General features: G+C 65.3%; 16 protein-coding genes. 10 read left to right on the forward strand and 6 right to left on the reverse strand.

Annotated features, from left to right (window positions below; all coding sequences use genetic code 11):
* The first annotated feature begins 40 nt into the window (after window positions 1-40).
* Window positions 41-1,297, forward strand: coding sequence for a DEAD/DEAH box helicase (locus BM269_RS10725; protein ID WP_090437025.1), 1,257 nt, complete (start codon window positions 41-43; stop codon window positions 1,295-1,297).
* A gap of 61 nt (window positions 1,298-1,358) precedes the next feature.
* On the opposite strand, the gene BM269_RS10730 is transcribed toward BM269_RS10725, so the two are convergent.
* Genes BM269_RS10730 through BM269_RS10740 form a run of 3 tightly spaced genes read right to left on the reverse strand, consistent with a single transcriptional unit; the run spans window position 1,359 to window position 3,752 of the window.
* The gene (locus BM269_RS10730) at window positions 1,359-2,012 is read right to left on the reverse strand and encodes a hypothetical protein (protein ID WP_229204590.1); all 654 of its coding nucleotides are present in this window, start codon (window positions 2,010-2,012) and stop codon (window positions 1,359-1,361) included.
* A 2-nt stretch (window positions 2,013-2,014) separates the two neighbouring features.
* Window positions 2,015-2,980 carry an MlaD family protein gene (locus BM269_RS10735; RefSeq protein ID WP_090437027.1) on the reverse strand — a complete coding sequence of 322 codons (966 nt, stop codon included), beginning with the start codon at window positions 2,978-2,980 and terminating at the stop codon, window positions 2,015-2,017.
* Window positions 2,981-2,984: 4 nt separating this feature from the next.
* A complete protein-coding gene (locus BM269_RS10740; RefSeq protein ID WP_090437028.1) occupies window positions 2,985-3,752 on the reverse strand; it encodes an ABC transporter permease in 768 nt (255 codons plus the stop codon).
* Window positions 3,753-3,800: 48 nt separating this feature from the next.
* On the opposite strand from BM269_RS10740, the gene BM269_RS10745 reads away from it, so the two are divergent.
* Both BM269_RS10745 and BM269_RS10750 read left to right on the forward strand, forming a co-directional pair.
* Complete coding sequence (locus BM269_RS10745; protein ID WP_090437029.1) at window positions 3,801-6,674, forward strand: M16 family metallopeptidase; 2,874 nt, start codon at window positions 3,801-3,803, stop codon at window positions 6,672-6,674.
* Between the two features lie 23 nt (window positions 6,675-6,697).
* Window positions 6,698-7,603 (forward strand): sulfurtransferase, encoded by a 906-nt coding sequence (locus BM269_RS10750; protein ID WP_090437030.1) that lies wholly within the window; start codon window positions 6,698-6,700, stop codon window positions 7,601-7,603.
* Here the strand turns inward: BM269_RS10750 and BM269_RS10755 are convergent.
* Window positions 7,566-7,880: a c-type cytochrome gene (locus tag BM269_RS10755; protein ID WP_090437031.1), complete on the reverse strand. Its 315-nt coding sequence runs from the start codon at window positions 7,878-7,880 to the stop codon at window positions 7,566-7,568. The genes BM269_RS10750 and BM269_RS10755 overlap by 38 nt on opposite strands.
* 2 nt (window positions 7,881-7,882) lie before the next feature.
* The gene (locus tag BM269_RS10760; protein ID WP_229204612.1) at window positions 7,883-8,554 is read right to left on the reverse strand and encodes a hydrolase; all 672 of its coding nucleotides are present in this window, start codon (window positions 8,552-8,554) and stop codon (window positions 7,883-7,885) included.
* Between the two features lie 135 nt (window positions 8,555-8,689).
* Between BM269_RS10760 and BM269_RS10765 the strand changes: the two genes are divergently transcribed.
* From BM269_RS10765 to BM269_RS10780, 4 genes are all read left to right on the forward strand, one after another.
* Window positions 8,690-9,577, forward strand: coding sequence for a LysR family transcriptional regulator (locus BM269_RS10765; RefSeq protein WP_090437032.1), 888 nt, complete (start codon window positions 8,690-8,692; stop codon window positions 9,575-9,577).
* A 12-nt stretch (window positions 9,578-9,589) separates the two neighbouring features.
* The gene (locus BM269_RS10770) at window positions 9,590-10,951 is read left to right on the forward strand and encodes a cytochrome P450 (RefSeq protein ID WP_090437033.1); all 1,362 of its coding nucleotides are present in this window, start codon (window positions 9,590-9,592) and stop codon (window positions 10,949-10,951) included.
* A gap of 39 nt (window positions 10,952-10,990) precedes the next feature.
* Entirely contained in the window at window positions 10,991-11,518 is a 528-nt protein-coding gene (locus BM269_RS10775) for an SRPBCC family protein (protein ID WP_090437034.1), read from the forward strand.
* A gap of 84 nt (window positions 11,519-11,602) precedes the next feature.
* Window positions 11,603-12,025: a hypothetical protein gene (locus BM269_RS10780; protein ID WP_229204591.1), complete on the forward strand. Its 423-nt coding sequence runs from the start codon at window positions 11,603-11,605 to the stop codon at window positions 12,023-12,025.
* Here BM269_RS10780 and BM269_RS10785 read toward each other — a convergent pair.
* A complete protein-coding gene (locus BM269_RS10785; RefSeq protein WP_090437035.1) occupies window positions 12,022-13,059 on the reverse strand; it encodes an AraC family transcriptional regulator in 1,038 nt (345 codons plus the stop codon). The two genes, BM269_RS10780 and BM269_RS10785, sit on opposite strands and share 4 nt — an antisense overlap.
* A 68-nt stretch (window positions 13,060-13,127) precedes the next feature.
* Here BM269_RS10785 and BM269_RS10790 point away from each other — a divergent pair, with 68 nt between their 5' ends.
* The 3 genes from BM269_RS10790 to BM269_RS10800 are packed head-to-tail and all read left to right on the forward strand — an operon-like array spanning window position 13,128 to window position 17,910.
* Window positions 13,128-14,735, forward strand: a complete 1,608-nt coding sequence (locus BM269_RS10790) for an FAD-binding oxidoreductase (RefSeq protein ID WP_090437036.1) — start codon at window positions 13,128-13,130, stop codon at window positions 14,733-14,735.
* The gene (locus tag BM269_RS10795) at window positions 14,732-16,351 is read left to right on the forward strand and encodes a glycerol-3-phosphate dehydrogenase/oxidase (RefSeq protein ID WP_373994387.1); all 1,620 of its coding nucleotides are present in this window, start codon (window positions 14,732-14,734) and stop codon (window positions 16,349-16,351) included. The genes BM269_RS10790 and BM269_RS10795 overlap by 4 nt, the downstream gene beginning before the upstream one ends.
* Window positions 16,348-17,910: an FGGY-family carbohydrate kinase gene (locus tag BM269_RS10800; RefSeq protein ID WP_090437037.1), complete on the forward strand. Its 1,563-nt coding sequence runs from the start codon at window positions 16,348-16,350 to the stop codon at window positions 17,908-17,910. The genes BM269_RS10795 and BM269_RS10800 overlap by 4 nt, the downstream gene beginning before the upstream one ends.
* Window positions 17,911-17,955: the final 45 nt, after the last annotated feature.

The following is a 17,955-nucleotide window of genomic DNA, read 5'->3' on the forward strand; positions in this document are numbered from 1 at the left end:
GCGCAAGGTATACTGCCGGCTTATCCAAACCAAGCACACCATGACATTTACCCCCCTGGGCCTCGCGCCCGCACTGCTCAACGCCATCACCGAGACCGGCTACAGCACGCCCACCGCCATCCAGTCCGCCGCCATTCCGCCCGCCTTGCGCGGCGCCGACGTGCTGGGGCAGGCGCAAACCGGTTCCGGCAAGACGGCCGCTTTCGCGCTGCCGTTGCTGAACGCCTTGCTGGCGGCGGACCGCCAGGGCGTTGGGCCGCGCAAGCTGTACGCGCTGGTACTGGCGCCGACGCGGGAGCTGGCCGCGCAGGTTGGCGAGACATTGCGCGGGCTGGCGTCCCACCTGCCGTCGCCGGTCAAGGTCTCGGTAGCCTTTGGCGGGGTATCGATCAACCCGCAGATGATGGCGCTGCGCGGCGGCACCGACATCATGGTCGCCACGCCTGGCCGCCTGCTCGACTTGGCCGAACATAACGCCATCAAACTGGACGGCACCTCGGTGCTGGTGCTGGATGAAGCGGACAAGCTGCTGGACATGGGCTTCGCCGACGAAATCGCCCGCATCATGGCGCTGCTGCCGGCGCGCCGCCAGAACCTGTTCTTCTCCGCCACCTTCCCGCCGGCGGTGCAGGCGCTGGCCGACAAGCTGCTGCACGATCCGGTACGCGTCGCCACGCACGATGAAGCGGCAGACGCCCCCGACATTACCCAGCGCGCGATTGAAGTCGACCAGTCGCAGCGCACCTCGCTGCTGCGCATCCTGATGAAAGAACAGGGCTGGCGCCAGGTACTGGTGTTTGTCGCCACCAAATACGCCTCCGAGCACGTCGCCGACAAGCTGCGGCGAGGCGGCGTGGCGGCGGAAGCCTTCCACGGCGATTTCAGCCAGGGCGCCCGCACCTCGGTGCTGAACGACTTCCGCGAAGGCAAACTGAAGGTGCTGGTCGCAACCGACGTCGCCGCGCGCGGCATCGACATCGCCCAGTTGCCGGTCGTGGTCAACTACGACCTGCCGCGCTCACCGGCCGACTATACCCACCGCATCGGCCGTACCGGCCGCGCCGGCGCCAGCGGCCTGGCGGTCAGCTTCATCACCCCCGACGCCGAGCAGCACTTCCGCCTGATCGAAAAGCGCCAGGATGTCCGCGTCCCACGCGAACGCCTGGCCGGGTTCGAGCCCAGCGCGGAAGCCAAGCCGCTGCCCCCCGGCGCCGACGACGGCACCGGCGGCATCAAGGGCAAGCGCAAGAGCAAGAAAGACAAGCTGCGCGAAGCCGCCGCCAAAGCCGCCAGCTAACAACAGTCGCGCCCGTGTCCCACCATGGGGTCACACCCGAATCGAGACACGGCCTCGGCTGTTATGGGGTAGTGGCGAGCTTGATGCGGCGGCGCAGGCGCTCGGCTTCGGCGCTGTCGCCGGCTTGTTCGGCCCTCTGGAGCTGGACGTTCAGCCACGCCAGCACCGCCCGGCGCCAGCCTTGTGCCGAGGCAGTATTGATGGCCGTTGTCACCAGTTCCGGCGTGGCGCGGTTGGCGCGCATCAGGGCGCCGGCGGCAACCATGCGCGATAGCGGGTCGCCGATGGCCGCCGCGGCAGAAGCGGCAGCGGCGTCGCTTGCCGCTGCGGCAACCGCGCGTTGCGGCTCGGGCAACAGGGCGGCATCGGATGGCGCGGCGCGTCCGGCCAGGTAGCGCGCATAGGCCTGGTCGGCCGCCGAAGCGTCCGGCAGCAGCGGCGTAAAGCCGGAACATTCCTCGAACGCCAGCGCCGCCACCTGCACCGCGCAACGCAGCAACTCGATCCGGATCGCCAGCGCGGGCTGCGCGGTGCTGCCGACCTGGTTGCGCGCCAGCCCGAATTCGCGCTCGGCGACGGCTGTCTTGCCTTCCATGTAGGCCGAAGTGGCGCGCTCGCTCGCGACGGCGGCGTTCAACTGCCAGTCCGGTACGCGCGGCCCGCTGCTGCATGCGGTCACCAAAACGGCAGCCAGTGCCGCGGCGAATGTGCTCATTCTCATGGAAGCTTGATCTCCGGTTCGCTGCGCTTGAACGGCCATTTGCGGTTCAGCTCATTGATCATCTGTTCGACCTTGCGCAGGTTGGCGTCGACTTCTGCGCGCAGGGAGCTCAGATCCTGCGTTGCCTCGCGCGTGTTGGCGCCGACGGCCTGCGCTTCCACCAGCACCGCATCGAGCTTCTTCAGCGAATTGCGCGCATCTGCCAGCAGCGCATTCAACTGCTGCACCGCCGCCTGCGTATCGTTGGCCAGGCCTTTGTCGCCGAACACGCGCCTGTCGGCATTGCCCACCAGGCTATCGGCCTTGACCACCAGCGAATTGGCATTGCGCAGCAGCTCGCGCGCTTTCTGGTCTTCGCCTGCCAGCACGCCGAGTGCGCCGCCGGGGCCATTCAGTTTCTCGGTCACGCCTTGCACATTGCGCAGGCTGCTGCCGAGGGCGGATTCTTCCGCCGTCAACGCCGCCAGGTTGTTCAGCAAATCCTTGGCCGATTGCAGCAGGCGCGGAATTTCGGCCGCCATATCGCCCACCAGCAGCGCGCGTTCGGCGTTGGGGGGCAGGGGCGGATCGGCCGGGATACCGGTGAATGCGCGCAGCTTGGCGCCGCCCACCAGGCTCTTTTCCAGCGTGAAGATACTGGTGGTGCGCAGCCAGTGCGCGTCCTTGCTCGGCACGTCGACCAGGATGCGCGCCTTGCCGTCCTGCGCCAGTTCGATGCGCTGCACACGGCCGATCGGGAAGCCGGCGAAGGTGACGTCCATGCCGACCGTCACGCCTTCGGAATCGTCGGCGGTCAACACCAGCCTTTGCGTCGGCTCGAAAGCGCCGCGCGCGTACATCAGGTAAATGATCGCACCCAGCACCAGGCCAACCAGCAGCACCAGCAGGGCCACCGCCTTGGCTTCCGCGTTGTGGATCGGCGCCGTTTCGGGGCCGGAAACAGGGGGAGTCGTTTCGCTCATATCGTCAATAATAATTACCCATCAGGGATGCCGCTTCCACCAGCAGGATCACGGAGAACATGCGCACCATGTCGGCCAGTCCGTGCGCCACGCCGATGCGCCGCAGCGGGCTGGAAGCACCGGTGTAGTAGGAAGAAGCCAGCGGGATCACAGATACGGCAAGGCTGAAAAATACCACCTTCAGCACCAGGATCAGGCAAACGGCCGGATTGAAGATCTGCCCCACCACGCGCGTATAACCGGGCAAGGCCCATGGCGTGAAGCCATACATCACCAGGTAGGTCAGCACCAGGGTCACCAGGCAGCTGACGGCAGCCAGCATCCACACCGCAAACACGCCGGCGGCGGCGCGCGGATAGAACTGGGTGCGTAGTGCGGCGCGGGCATCCGGTGCCTGGCCGGTCAGCCTTTGCTGCGCGAATTCGACGCCGGCGGGAAGGGTGGTGCGCAGCGCCACAAACAGCGCCGCGGTCAACGGCACCAGTTCCAGCACCAGCACCCGCACCACCATTTCCAGCGCATAGCGCGACAGGCCGTAGCTGGCCGAGGTGACCACTACGATGCGGATGATGACAAGGCTGATCAGCGCGCAGAGCACGGAAAACCAGGCCAGGTTGACGGTGGTGGCGACGACGATCTGCTCGGACAGCATGCGCCGGTTATCGCGCCGGTAGCTGGAGGGCGCCATGGCGCGCGTCAGCAGCAGTGCGGCGAACTGCAGTAGCTGCCACCAACTGGTCAGCCATGCGATTGCAGAGCGGTGAGCGTTCATTTCGGCATACTAGCACTAAGGATGACCTATGGTGTATCGTACTATGTTATGAAACTACTAAAACTGCTGCTGGCAGCGACCCTGGTGTGCTGCACTTTTGTGACTTCCGCCGCGCCCGATCCCAATACGCCGCTGCCGCTTGATCCCCAGATCAAGACCGGCAAGCTGGCGAACGGCCTGACTTACTATATCCAGCAGAACCGGCGCCCGGAAAAGCGCGTGGAACTGCGCCTGGTGGTGAAGGCGGGTTCGGTGCTGGAAGACGAGGACCAGCTTGGCCTGGCCCACTTTACCGAGCACATGGCCTTCAACGGTTCCGCCCATTTCAAGCGCCACGAACTGATTTCCTGGCTGCAGTCGGTGGGCGTGAAATTCGGCGCCGACCTGAATGCCTACACCAGCTTTGACGAAACGGTGTATATGCTGCCGATTCCGGTCGAGAAAAAGGAAAACCTGGACAAGGGCCTGTTGGTACTGGAAGACTGGGCGCAGGGTGTGACGTTCAACGATGCCGACGTCGAAAGCGAGCGCGGCATCGTGCTGGAAGAACTGCGCCTGGGGAAAGGCGCGACCGACCGCATGAACAAGGTGCTGCTGCCGAATATCTTCAACGGTTCGCTGTATGCGCGCCGGCTGCCGATCGGCAAGGAGGAGGTACTGAAGTCCTTCAAGCCGGACGCGATCCGGCGCTTCTATAAGGACTGGTACCGCCCGGATCTCATGGCGGTGATCGTAGTGGGCGACGTCGATCCGAGCGAGGCGGAGCGCCTGGTTATCAGCCATTTCTCGAAGCTGGTCAATCCGGCCAAACCGCGCCAGCGCATTTATCCGCCAATCCCGGAGCGCAAGAAGTCGGAAGCCATCGTGGTGACCGACCGCGAAGCGCCGTCCAACCTGGTGACGATCCGCTACCCCTTCATGGAGCGCACGGAGTCGAAGACAGTCGGCGAATACCGCACCCGCATGGTGGAATTGCTGTCGGCCGCCATGCTGAGCCAGCGCATCGCCGAACTGTCGCAGCAATCCAATCCGCCTTTCCTGCAAGGCTATAGCAATATGTCCAAGGCGGTGCACGGCTACCAGGCGTTCGTATCGAGCGCCGTGGTGGGCAAGGCCGGCGCGTTGCCGGCCATCCGCGCCGTGGTGGAGGAGGGCGAACGCGCCCGCCAGCTTGGCTTCAGCGCGGCGGAGCTGGAGCGCGCCAAGAAGAACATGATGCGCTTCATGGAAAACCTGTACAACGAGCGTGACAAGTCCGATTCCTCGACCTATGTGAGCGAGTTCACCCGTCATTTCCTCGATGGCGAATCGATGCCGGGCATCGAGAACGAATACGGCTATTACAAGGACTTGCTGCCGGGCGTAACGCTGGAGGAGGTCAACGCCCAGGTGCGCAGCGCGATCCCGGTCGGCCAGAAGAAGCTTGTCATCTTCATGGGCAACGACAAGTCGGGCACCGTGGTGCCGCAGGCGGCGCAGATGCTGGCCACCGTGGAGGAAGCCGAAAAGGCCACCGTGTCGGCGCACCAGGAAAAGGCGCTGGCTGCCAGCCTGATGGCGCAGCCGCCCAAGGCCGGCCGCATCGTCAAGGAAACGGCCGACAAGCTGCTGGGCACCACCGAGCTGCTGCTGTCGAACGGCGTGAAGGTCGTGCTGAAGCCGACCGATTTCAAGAACGACCAGGTGCTGATGACGTCTACCCGTTTCGGCGGGCAGTCGCTGGCGGAAGAGGGCGACATCGTCAATGCACGCTATGCCACGGCCATCCTGGCCAGCATGGGCGTCAACGGTTATACGCCGCTGGAACTGCAGAAGATCCTGGCCGGCCGCAGTGTGCGTTCGGCCTTTGCCCTCGGCGGCGTGGCGGAAGGTTACGGCGGCGGCTCCAGCAGCGGCGACGTGGAAACCATGCTGCAGCTGGCCTATCTGCAAATGACGCAGCCGCGCCGCGACCAGGCGCTGTTCGACATCTTCATCGACAAGCAGCAGGAGCAGGCGCGCAACGCGCAGGCTCGCCCCGAGGCGGTGTTGACGGATACCGTGCGCACCACCATGTACGGCAACCATCCCCGTATCGGCCTGACGCCGCGACCGGAGGAACTGGACGGCATCCGCCTGGACCGTGTGATGGCGCTGCAGAAAGAGCGCATGTCCAGCGCCTATGGCATGACTTTCTTCCTGGTCGGCAGCTTTGAGCTGGCGAAAATCAAACCGCTGGTCGCGACCTACCTGGGCGGCCTGCCGGCGGCGAAAATCGCTACCGAGTACAAGGACCGCCATATGCGCCCCGTGCGCGGCGTGGTGAAGAAGGAAGTGCGCCGGGGCCGCGAGCAAAAGAGCCAGGTCAGCATCTCCTTCACAGGCGCAGCCAATTACAACGAAGTCGAGCAATTGCGCCTGCGCGCGCTGGTCGAGATCATGCAGATCAAGGCAACCGAAGCCTTGCGTGAACAGCGTGGCCTGGTCTATACCGCGAACATCTCGGGCGGCATGGCGCGCCACCCTTACGCCAGCTACTTCGTCAATGTCGGCTTGCCGACCGCGCCTGAAAACGTTGACAAGGCGATCGAAGCCACCTTTGCCGAAGTGCGCAAGCTGCAGGAGAAGGGGCCGGAGGAGGCCGACCTGGCCAAGGTCAAGGAGAACTGGACCAGCAACTACCGCAAGGCCCTGCGTGAAAACGGCTGGTGGATCGTCAACCTGCAGCAAGCGCTGGTCAACGGGATCGACCCCAAGCTGCTGCTGCGCCAGAACGAAATGATCGCCAGCCTGACGGTGGCGGACGTGCAGGCAGCGGCCAGGCGCTATTTCGACTTCAACAATTATGTGCAGGTGGTGATGCACCCGGCCGAAAACAAACCGGAAACCAAGGCGGACGCAAAGCCGGAGGCCTCCGCCGAAGCTGCTAAACTCGCGGATTGAGCGACATTCTTGAATTGTTTTAAATGCATGGTTTCCGTCCCGACCTGGCGCGCTGGCGCCAGCTCCCATCGCCTGCCTGGCTGGCGCGCCTGCTTGAAGGCGTGCCCGTACTCGCAGCGCCGGGCGGGGCGTGGCGCCTGTTTGAAGTAGGCTGCGACAGCCTCGCCTCCTACCAGTCCGGCCATATTCCGGGCGCCGGCTACATCGATACCAACCGCCTTGAGCGGCAGCCGCTATGGAACAAGGTGTCCGACGATGCCTTGCTGGCGCTGCTGCTGGAAAACGGTATCTGCCATGACACCACCGTGATCCTGTACGGCCGCAGCTCGCTGGCCGCCGCCCGCGCCGCCCACCTCATGCTGTACGCCGGCGTAGCCGACGTGCGCCTGCTCGATGGCGGCTTTGAAGGCTGGCAGCGTGCCGGTCATGCGCTGGAACGGGGCGCCGGCCCCTTGCCCCGGGCCGCGGCAAGCTTTGGGGCGCAATTCCCGGCGCGGCCCGACTTCCTGATCGACACCGCGCAGGCGCGCGAGCTGTTGCAACAGCCGGACGGCGCCCTGGTCAGCATCCGCACCTGGCAGGAGCACGTCGGCGCCACCTCCGGCTACAGTTATATCGATGCGCGCGGTGATATCCCCGGCGCGCTTTGGGGCCGGGCCGGCAAGGATGGCGATGTGCACAGCATGAGTGAATACCAGCACGCTGACGGAACGATGAGACATACGGCGGAAATCAGTGCCCTATGGCGCCAGGCGGGGATTGAGCCCGGCCAGCGTACCGCTTTCTACTGCGGTACCGGCTGGCGGGCTTCGCTGGCATTTTTCTATGCCTGGTTGATGGATTGGGAGCGCATCAGCGTCTACGACGGCGGCTGGTGCGAATGGAGCCGGATCAATCCGCCTGCATCATGTAGCGGATCGCGGCCCTGAGCTGTTCGGCGTTGAGCTCCGGCTTGCCGCCGCGGGCCGGCATCGCACCCACCCCTTGCACAGCATTGCGCACCAGGCCGTCCAGGCCTCCTGCGCGCGCCATGCGCTCACGCCACTCCTTCTGGTCGCCAAGTTTCGGCGAACTGACCATCACGTTTTCGCTGGCATGGCAGGCAATGCAGACGGACTCGTACACTGTGCGGCCTGTGGTTTGCGCAGCAGCCGTGGAAGCTGCCAGCAGCCCAAAAGCTGCCAGCAGGGCGCTTGCCAGGCGCATGCTTACTTCCTGCCTTCCTTGGCGTTGAACATTTCCTTGGCGTAGACGATGCCCAGGCCATAACCGCCGCCGTGTTCAGAGGCGATCTTCATGACGGGAGCGTAGGTCTCGCCGCGGGCCCAGTCGCGCTGCAGTTCCAATATGTACTGCAGCCAGGTCACGGGATGGGCGCCTGCTTGCACCATACGCTGTACGGCCATGTCATGGGCTTCCTTGCTGACGCCACCCGAAGCGTCGGTCACGATGTACACCTCGTAGCCCTGGTCGATGGCGGACAGCACCGGCTGCACCAGGCATACCTCGGTCCACAGCGCCGCCATCACCACCTTTTTGTGGCCGTTCTTCTGGACCTCATCGACCACGCGCTGGTCTTCCCAGGTGTTCATGCTGGTGCGGTCGATCGGCGCCTGCCCAGGAAACACCGCTTGCAGTTCAGGGAAGATCGGACCGCTGAAGGACTTGGCGGCGACGGTGGTAAGGATGGTTGGCACCTTGAAGGTCTTGGCTGCCTTGGCCAGGCCGGTCACGTTGTTGCGCAGTTCTGCGATGTCGATGGAACGCGTCGCGAAAGCCATTTGCGGCTGGTGGTCGATCAGTACCAGGGTGTGGTTCGTTGGCGTGAGCAGTTGTTTGGCTGGTGGCGCGGCGTGCGCACTGGCGCTGAATGCGAGGATGACTGGCAGTGCTGCTTTGATCAGGGATTTGAAGTTCACAGTGTGCTCCTTGTTGTGGGGGTTGCGATGGAGTGAACTTTAATAAATCCGGGTTGCGTAATAAACTGGTAAATGTGCAAATGATATTTACGCAAAATGGAACAATATGACCTGACCGACCTGCGCGCCTTCATCACCGTGGTGGAAAGCGGCAGTTTTGTGCGGGCGGCCGAACAGCTTGCAGTCAGCACTGCCGCCATCAGCCGCCGCATCGCCACGCTGGAGGCTGCACTTGGGAGCCAACTGATCACCCGCACCACGCGCCGCAACGACATCACCGATGCCGGTCGCGCCTTCCATGCCGATGCGCAGGCCGTGTTTCAGCTGCTGGACGAGGCGCATGACCGCGTGCGCCAGGGCCAGGACAGCGCCAGCGGCATGCTGCGCGTTGCCGCGCCGCTCAGCTTCGGTATCCAGAAAGTGGCGCCGGTGCTGCCGGCCTTCATGCAGCGCCATCCCGACCTGAAAGTGCAGTTGCTGCTGGAAGACCGTACCACCGACCTGCATGCGGAATCGATCGACCTCGCGCTGCGGATCGGCTTCCTGCGCGATTCCTCGCTGGTGGCCACGCGCATCGGTACAGTCGGCCGCGTGTTTGCCGCGTCGCCCGGCTACCTGCGGCGTGCCGGCAAGCCGCGGACCTTGGCGGGACTGCGTGGCCACTCGGTGTTAAATTACAGTCTGCTCAGCGTGCGTGAAGAATGGGGCCGCCTGATCGGCGAACCGGGCGGGCAGCTCGACCTGAACGTGCCGCTGGCGGCCAATAATGCGGAAGCGCTGGCCGAATGCGCGATCCAGGGCATGGGCCTTGTGCTTCTGCCGGAATTCGTGCTGGCGCCGGCGCTGGCCGACGGCCGCCTGGTGCAATTGCTGCCCGACGCCAGTCCGGAGCCTTTCGGCCTGTTTGCGGTGCGGCCTTCGCGCCATTTCACGCCGGCCAGGCTGCGGCTGTTCATCGACTATTTGCGGGAGTGTGGTTTCTAAAAGAGGTGCAGCATGGAACACCTGCCTGGCCCCGCCGGCTTGCCGCTGGTAGGGAATGTTGGAATCGATACGGCCCATTTCCACCAGAAGCTGGAACAGTGGGCGCGCGAGTACGGCCCGATTTACCGCATGCGGCTGATGGACCGTCGCTTCGTGGTCACCAGCCGGCATGCCGATATCGCGCAGATCCTGCACGACCGCCCCGACCAATGGCGGCGTTCGCGGCGCGTCGCCAGCATCCTCGAGGAAGCGGCGGCGGTGGGCGTGTTTGCGGCCGAGGGCGAGGAGTGGCGCCGCCAGCGCAAGCTGGTGATGCATGCCCTCACGCCGGAGGTCATCAACCGCTTCCATCCCAAGCTCTCGGCCATGTCCGAACGACTGCGCGCGCGCTGGCAGGCAGCGGCCGAAGCAGGGCAGCCGCAACGCCTGCTGCGCGACCTGAAGGCCTTCGCGCTCGACGTCGCGATCGGCATGGCGATGGGGCAGGACCAGGACATGCTGCAGCACGAGGATAATCCGCTGCAGCAGGATATCGAATTCGTGTTCACCCAGGTGGCGCGCCGCCTGGTGGCGCCGGTGCCATACTGGCGCACCATCAAGCTGCCGGCAGACCATGCCACGGAGGCGGCGGGATTGCGGATTCGCGCCGCGGTCGATGGCTTCGTTGCAGATGCGCGGGGGCGCATGGCTGCCAACCCGGTCCTGCACGACAAGCCGTCCAATTTGCTGGAAGCGATGCTGGCGGCGGCGGATATTCCCGGTTCCGGCATCAGCGACGAGATGGTGCGGGCCAACGCGATCATCATGGTGTTCGCCGGCGAAGACACGACGGCCAACACCATCGCCTGGCTGCTTCACCTGTTGTCGTGCAACCCGCAAGCCGCTGCGCGGCTGGCCGAAGAAGCCGATGCCTCGGCCAATCCCGCGCAGATGCCTTATCTCGACGCCTGCGTGCAGGAAGCCATGCGTCTCAAGCCCGTGGCGCCGATCCTGGGTGCCGAAGCCGTGCACGACGTGGCGCTGGACGGCGTGCAGGTACCGGCCGGCACCGTGGCCTTCATGCTGCTGCGCCATGCCTTCGAGCACGAAGTGCCGTTGCCGGATGGCGCCGAGTTCCGGCCCGAACGCTGGCTCGACCCCGCCATGAAGGAAAAATTCAACGACCCCGCGCGCAAGATGCTGCCGTTTGGCGGCGGGCCGCGTTTCTGCCCCGGTCGTTACCTGGCGATGAGCGAAATCCGCATGCTGGTGTCGATGGTGGCGCGTTGCTTCACTATCGAGACGGTGCCCGGCGCGCCTCCGGCCGAGGAGATATTCACCTTCACCATGACGCCAAGCGCCTTGCCGGTGCTATTGCGGCCGCGCACCCTGTGATAGGCTTGCAAGCCTACCAATATTGACAATGGAGGCTGCATGTTGAAAAAAATTTCGATGGGCTTGATCCTGGTGGTCGTTCTGATTCTCGGCCTGGCAATGATGCAGCCGGACAGCTTCAAGGTGCAGCGCAGCACCGTGGTCAAGGCGCCGCCGGCCAAAGTCATGGCCTACCTGAACGACTTCCATCAATGGACGGCCTGGTCGCCATGGGAGAAAAAAGACCCGGACATGCAGCGCACTTTCGAGGGGGCGGCAAGCGGCAAAGGCGCGGTGTATGCCTGGAGCGGGAATGGCGAAGTGGGACAGGGCCGCATGGAAATCGTCGACAACCAGGCGCCCACGCAGCTTGCCATCAAGCTCGATTTCATCAAGCCTTTTGCCTCCTCCAACCGCGCCGAATTCGCACTGCAGCCGCAAGGCGAAACCACTGTCGTGACCTGGACCATGACCGGCCCGAGCCCGTTCGTGACGAAGGTGATGGGCGTGTTCTTCAATATGGACAAGATGATCGGCAAGGACTTTGAACAGGGCCTGGCGCAGTTGAAGGAAGTGTCGGAAAAGTGAAGGCCGCGCGCGGTGCAGCAACAGGAAGGTACAAATAGTCCAACAGGGATATACTGATTCCAAACACTCCGCCCGGGGGCAGCCATGAAACCAATCCTGTTGTTCGCTGCAGCCTTGCTGGTTGCCCAGAATACGCTGGCTGGCCCCTTGCGCAACGATCACCCCATCGTCGGCACCTGGCGTTTCGAACTGCCCGATGGATCCTGCCATGAGATGTACCGTATCCGCGCCGACGGCTCGGCCCTGATCACCAGCGCTGCTGAGATTGCGGAATCGGAATTCGAGATCGACGACCAGCCCGACGGCGACGGTTTCTACCAGTCCAACGACAAGATCGTGAAAGACAACGGCAAGAAGGATTGCACCGGCGAGATCACCCTGGTCGGCCACGTCATCCAGTCCTTCATCGTATTCCACCCTTCGAACAATATGTTCCTGATGTGCCAGCGGCGCGATATGGCAAGCTGCATCGGCCCCTTCATCCGCGTGCGCGGCACGGAAATCTAGCGGCCCGCCGCGCGCCACGCCCCTGGATTCATGCCTGACCATTCGCGGAAGGCATGGGTGAACGCGCTTTGCTCCTGGTAGCCAAGCAGGAAAGCGATATCGACCAGCGACAGGCCGGGCTGGCGCAGGTAATCGCGCGCCAACGCAAAGCGTGCCTCGTCCAACACCTGCTGGAAACTGGAGCCGGCATCGGCCAGCTTGCGCTGCAGGGTGCGTGGCGCCAGTCCCAGGTCTTGTGCGACGCTGGCGACCCGTACCTGGCCTTGCGACAGCCGGCGCACGATGGCTTGATGCACCTGCGCCATGATCCCGGTGTTCGGCGATGCTGCGCGCTGTTTGAGAAGCTGCTCCGCATGTTGCTGCAACACCGGGTACAGGCTCACGTCAGCATTCGGCACCGGCCATGACAGCAGCGACGCCTCGAATTGCGCCACATTGGACATAGCATTGAAGCGGGGCAGGGCGCCGAACACCCGCATGTATTCGGCGTGGCCGGCCGGGGCGCCGCCATCGTGCATCAGCGACAGTTCGGCCGGCGGCAGCGTGGTGCCGGCCAGCCAGTTGCCGAACACGCGGATGCCGGCGAACACGCTGTCGGCCAGGTGGCGGTGCTGCGCCGGGTAGTTCGAGTGCCAGGTGTAGTCGGCCAGGCCGCCATGGATTTGCAGCGTGGAGCGCCCCAGGTCGTGCGCCAACTGCTCATAGCGCATGGTCTGCTCGAAGGCATGGCCGAAATCGCGGCAGCTTAGCAGGACCAGGCCATACACCGTGTACGTGCCCAGTTTGACACGCTCCCCCACGTGCAGGCCGAAATGCGGGTCACCGGCAAGTTCGGCGGCGATATCGAGCAGTTTCACATACATGTCGGCCGGCAGCGCCTCCGGCAGCGGCTCCAGGGTTCCGGCGGGCAGGCCGGCGGCCAGTTCCAGCGCTTGCGCCGTCACCCCGCGTACGGCCGCCGCTTCCAGCATGGGTTGCAGGTAGGAGCCCGCTACACGGGCAAGCTTGGCATGATCGAACAATTCGGCTGGCATGAAAAAGCAAGACTTGCGGGTGGCGATGGATTAAAGTTTATTGAGCAAAGTATAACAAGGGATTGCAAATGAAACGATGGAACGGTTGGGGCGAGGAGACAGTCGAGTATCCGCTGCATGATGACGCGCTGGCATTCCTGGCCAGCCGCATTGGCCCGGGCAAGCCGGTGCAGGATGCCAGCTTTGACGCGGCCTGCGCTGCGCTTGCCGAATCGCGCCTCGCGGCGCACCCCCTGGTCGACACGGCGCCGGCGACCCGCCTGCGCAATGCGCTAGGCCAAAGCCTGCCGGACTGGCTGAAGCTGCGCTACGGCCGCATCGGCAGCGCACCGGATGGCGTGGCGTATCCGGAAAGCTCGCAGCAGGTGCGCGAGCTGATCGACTATGCGCGGCAGAACGGTGTCTCGCTGATCCCGCAAGGGGGCGGCACCAGCGTGGCCGGCCACCTGACCGCGCCGGACGGCGACAGGCCGGTGCTGGCGGTGAACATGACGCGCATGGGGCGCCTGCACCACCTGGACAAGCAATCGCAGCTCGCCACCTTCGGCGCCGGCGTGCTGGGCCCGGACCTGGAGGCGCAACTGCGGGCGCACGGCTACATGCTGGGCCACTTCCCGCAATCGTTTGAGTATTCCACGCTGGGCGGCTGGGTTGTCACCCGCTCGTCAGGCCAGCAATCGCTGCGCTACGGCCGTATCGAGCAGATGTTCGCGGGCGGCGTGGTGGAGACGCCGCAAGGGCGCCTGGACATCCAGACTTTCCCTGCTTCCGCAGCCGGGACCGACCTGCGCGAAATGGTGCTCGGCTCCGAGGGCCGCATGGGCATCCTGACCGAGGCCACCGTGCGTATCAGCGCGGTGCCGGAGTACGAAGCCTTCCATGCGATCTTCTTCCCTGACTGGCAGCGTGCCGAAGCCGCCGTGCGCGCGCTGGCACAGGCGCGCGGCGGCCTGTCGATGTTGCGCCTGTCGAATCCGCTGGAAACCGTCACCATGCTGGCGCTGGCCGGCCACAAGCGCCTGATCGGCCTGCTGGAAGGCTGGTTGACACTGCGCGGCTGCAGCGACGGCAAGTGCATGCTGATGGTCGGCGCCAGCGGCCCGCGCGCGCAAGCCCGCGCAGCCTTGCGCAGCGCCATCGCCACCTGCCGCGGCTTCAGCGGCGTGCACGTCGGCCGCCGCATGGGCGACAAGTGGAAGGAAGGGCGCTTCCGCAATGTCTACCTGCGCAATGCGGCATGGAAGCAGGGTTATGTGATCGATACGGTGGAAACGGCGGTCGACTGGCCGCGCGTTTCACAGATGATGCACGCTGTTGAAGAGGCAGCGACCGGTGCGCTGGGCAGCCTGGGCGAAAAGGTCCACACCTATACCCACCTGTCCCACCTGTACGCGCAGGGTGCCAGCGTGTATACGACTTTTGTGTACCGCCTGGGCGGCGACTTCGAGACGGACATGGCGCGCTGGCGTGCGCTCAAGCACGCGGTCAGCATGGCCATTGTCGACAACGGCGGCACCATCAGCCACCAGCACGGCGTAGGCAGCGACCACGCGCCCTACCTGGCGGCGGAAAAGGGCGCGGCCGGCATCGCCGCCATGCAGGCGCTGTTCTCCCACTTTGATCCGCAGGGCATCATGAATCCCGGCAAGCTGCTGCCGGCGGGGCAGGCAGCATGAAGCCGGCCGCAAGCCACGCCGGTGCGCACGGCGCGCCGCACTGGATGCCCGGTGGCCGCGCGCAGGTGGCCGGCTTGCTGGCGCAGGAGTGGGACCTGCTGGTGATCGGCGGCGGCATTACCGGCGCCGGCATCCTGCTCGAAGCGTCGCGGCGCGGTTTGCGGGCCTTGCTGGTCGAGCAGCGCGACTTCGCCTGGGGCACGTCGAGCCGCTCGTCCAAGCTGGTTCACGGCGGCTTGCGCTACCTGAAGGAAGGGCAATTTGCGCTGACGCGCGAATCCGTGCATGAACGCGACGCGCTGTTGCGCGATGCGCCGGGACTGGTCGAGCCGCTGGGCTTCGCTTTCGGCGACTACGTTGGCCGCAAACCGGGGCGCCGCGCCTTCCTGCTTGGACTGGCCATCTATGACCGCATGGCCGGGCAGCGCGCCCGCCACTATTTCGGCGCGCAGGAATTCCTGGCGATGGCGCCGCATATCCGCAAGGAAGGCCTACAGGGCGGCATCTGTTACCAGGATGCCCGGACCGACGATGCGCGCCTGGTCATGCGCGTGCTGCAGGAGGCGCAGTCGCACGGCGGGGTTGCGCTCAACTACTGCGCGGTGCAATCGCTGGCGGGCGGAGCGCCCGGCCCGGTGCGCGGTGCACGGGTGCGCTGCGCGGTAAGCGGCGCTACGCATGAAGTGCGCGCGAATCTGGTCGTCAACGCCACCGGCGCCTGGGCCGACCGCCTCCATGACAAGCCCGCCGCACGCTTGCGGCCCCTGCGCGGCAGCCACCTGGTGCTTCCCGCCTGGCGCCTTCCGCTGGCGCAGGCGATCAGCCTGATGCACCCGCACGACGGCCGCCCCGTATTTGCCTTCCCGTGGGAAGGCGTCACGATTGTCGGCACCACCGACGTCGACCACCGCACCGACCTGCAACAGGAAGCGGCCATCACGCAGGCGGAAACGGACTACCTGATGGCAGCCCTGCACGACCAGTTCCCGACGCTGGCCATTACCGAAGCCGACGTGCTGGCCACATATGCCGGCGTGCGTCCGGTGATCGACACGGGCAAGGCCGATCCATCGAAAGAAGCGCGCGACCACGTGCTGTGGCAGCAGGACGGCCTGCTGACCGTCACCGGCGGCAAGCTCACCACCTTCCGCGCCATCGCGCTCGACGTGCTGCGCCACGCCGCGCCGCAACTGCCGCACTGGCAGGCGGACCTCGCGCCGCAGGCGATTTTCGCGGCGCCGCCCGGCGCCGCCAAGCTGCGGCAATGCTCCCCTGGCCAGGCCAGGCGCATGCAGGGCCGCTACGGCGCCCAAGCCGAAGCACTGGTCGCCGCCGCGCAGCAAGGCGAGCTCGAAGAAGTCCCCGGCACCGAAACGGCCTGGGCGCAATTGCGCTGGGCCGCTCGCCACGAAGCCGTGCAGCACCTGGAAGACCTGATGCTGCGCCGCAGCCGGCTCGGCATCCAGCTGGCCAACGGCGGGACGGCTGTGCTGGGCCGCGTGCGCGCCATCTGCCAGCCGGAACTGGGCTGGGACGACCAGCGCTGGGCTGCCGAAGAAGCGGCATATCTGGCATTATGCCGATCAAACTACAGCTTGCCGAAAGCACGCGAATGAGCCAATACCTTCTTTCCATCGACAACGGCACGCAAAGCGTGCGCGCGCTGCTGTTCGACCTGCAGGGCAACCTGGTCGCCAAGACGCAGGTGCACCTGCAGCCGGCCTACTACTCCGAGCAACCAGGCTGGGCCGAGCACAAGGCCGAAGGCTATTGGGACGCCGTGTGCGCCGCCTGCCAGCGCCTGTGGACCGTCACCGACATCCCGCGCAGCGCCATTGCCGGCGTCGCCGTCACCACCCAGCGCGGCACCGTGGTCGCCGTCGACAGCGACGGCAAGCCGCTGCGCGCCGCCATCACCTGGCTCGACCAGCGCCGCACCGAACAGGTGCCGCCGATTGGTCCTTTATGGAGCGCCGCCTTCAAGCTGGCCGGCGTGGACGGCACCATCGACTACTTCCGCCGCGAAGCGGAAGTCAACTGGATCAAGGCCCACCAGCCCGGCCTGTGGGAGCGCACGCACAAATTCCTGCTGCTGTCCGGCTACCTGAATCACTGCCTGAGCGGCCGCTTTGCCGACTCCATCGGCTCGCAGGTCGCCTACATGCCGTTCGATTACAAGCGCCACGCCTGGGCCGGAGCGCGCGACTGGAAATGGCAGGCGCTGGCCGTGCGTCCCGACCAGTTGCCCGAGCTGCTGCAGCCTGGCGAAGTGATTGGCGCGATCAACGCGTCCGCCGCAGCCGCCACCGGCATCCCGCAAGGCGTGCCGCTGGTGGCCGCGGCCGCTGACAAGGCTTGCGAAGTGATCGGCGCCGGCGGCCTGGAGCCGCACATCGGCTGCCTCAGTTACGGCACCACCGCCACCATCAACACCACCACCAGCAAGTACGTCGAAGTCACGCCCTTCATACCGCCATACCCGGCGGCCATACCCGGCGCGTACAGTACCGAAGTGCAGATCTTCCGCGGCTACTGGATGGTCAACTGGTTCAAGGAGCAGTTCGGCCACCTCGAGCAATCGGCCGCGGTGGAGCAGGGCATGCCGCCGGAAGCGCTGTTCGACCGCCTGGTGAACGAAGTGCCGCCCGGTTCGATGGGCCTGATGCTGCAGCCTTACTGGAGCCCGGGCATCAAGGTGCCGGGACCGGAAGCGAAAGGCGCCATGATCGGATTTGGCGACGTGCACACCCGAGCCCACATGTACCGCGCCATCCTCGAAGGCCTGGCCTACGCCTTGCGCGAAGGCCGCGAACGCATCGAAAAGCGCAGCGGCACCAGGATCACGGAATTACGGGTCGCCGGCGGCGGCTCGCAAAGCGACGCTGCCATGCAGCTCACAGCCGACATCTTCGGCCTGCCCGCAGCGCGCGCGCACGTGTACGAAACCAGCGGCCTGGGCGCCGCCATCGCCATCGCGGCCGGCCTCGGCTTGCACAAAGACTTCCACGCCGCGATCAACGCCATGACGCGCAAAGGCCGGGTATTCCAGCCCGACCCCGCGCACCGCAAGACTTACGACCAGCTCTACCACCGCGTCTACCTGAAGATGTACAAACGCCTGCAGCCGATGTACGCCGAAATCGCCGCAATCACCGGCTATCCAGAAAAGCTTTAAAAAAGAAAGTCGGGGTCAGCTCTGGCAATCGGACATTTGCCGCAG

Source organism: Duganella sp. CF458, assembly GCF_900113115.1.
In the GTDB taxonomy this organism is placed as follows: domain Bacteria; phylum Pseudomonadota; class Gammaproteobacteria; order Burkholderiales; family Burkholderiaceae_D; genus Rugamonas.

Bases quoted from the DNA above. Each gene is read 5' to 3' on its own strand.
- BM269_RS10725 (WP_090437025.1), top strand. From the start codon at position 41: ATGACATTTACCCCCCTGGGCCTCGCGCCCGCACTGCTCAACGCCATC.
- BM269_RS10730 (WP_229204590.1), bottom strand. From the start codon at position 2,012: ATGAGCACATTCGCCGCGGCACTGGCTGCCGTTTTGGTGACCGCATGC.
- BM269_RS10735 (WP_090437027.1), bottom strand. From the start codon at position 2,980: ATGAGCGAAACGACTCCCCCTGTTTCCGGCCCCGAAACGGCGCCGATC.
- BM269_RS10740 (WP_090437028.1), bottom strand. From the start codon at position 3,752: ATGAACGCTCACCGCTCTGCAATCGCATGGCTGACCAGTTGGTGGCAG.
- BM269_RS10745 (WP_090437029.1), top strand. From the start codon at position 3,801: ATGAAACTACTAAAACTGCTGCTGGCAGCGACCCTGGTGTGCTGCACT.
- BM269_RS10750 (WP_090437030.1), top strand. From the start codon at position 6,698: ATGCATGGTTTCCGTCCCGACCTGGCGCGCTGGCGCCAGCTCCCATCG.
- BM269_RS10755 (WP_090437031.1), bottom strand. From the start codon at position 7,880: ATGCGCCTGGCAAGCGCCCTGCTGGCAGCTTTTGGGCTGCTGGCAGCT.
- BM269_RS10765 (WP_090437032.1), top strand. From the start codon at position 8,690: ATGGAACAATATGACCTGACCGACCTGCGCGCCTTCATCACCGTGGTG.
- BM269_RS10770 (WP_090437033.1), top strand. From the start codon at position 9,590: ATGGAACACCTGCCTGGCCCCGCCGGCTTGCCGCTGGTAGGGAATGTT.
- BM269_RS10775 (WP_090437034.1), top strand. From the start codon at position 10,991: ATGTTGAAAAAAATTTCGATGGGCTTGATCCTGGTGGTCGTTCTGATT.
- BM269_RS10780 (WP_229204591.1), top strand. From the start codon at position 11,603: ATGAAACCAATCCTGTTGTTCGCTGCAGCCTTGCTGGTTGCCCAGAAT.
- BM269_RS10785 (WP_090437035.1), bottom strand. From the start codon at position 13,059: ATGCCAGCCGAATTGTTCGATCATGCCAAGCTTGCCCGTGTAGCGGGC.
- BM269_RS10790 (WP_090437036.1), top strand. From the start codon at position 13,128: ATGAAACGATGGAACGGTTGGGGCGAGGAGACAGTCGAGTATCCGCTG.
- BM269_RS10795 (WP_373994387.1), top strand. From the start codon at position 14,732: ATGAAGCCGGCCGCAAGCCACGCCGGTGCGCACGGCGCGCCGCACTGG.
- BM269_RS10800 (WP_090437037.1), top strand. From the start codon at position 16,348: ATGAGCCAATACCTTCTTTCCATCGACAACGGCACGCAAAGCGTGCGC.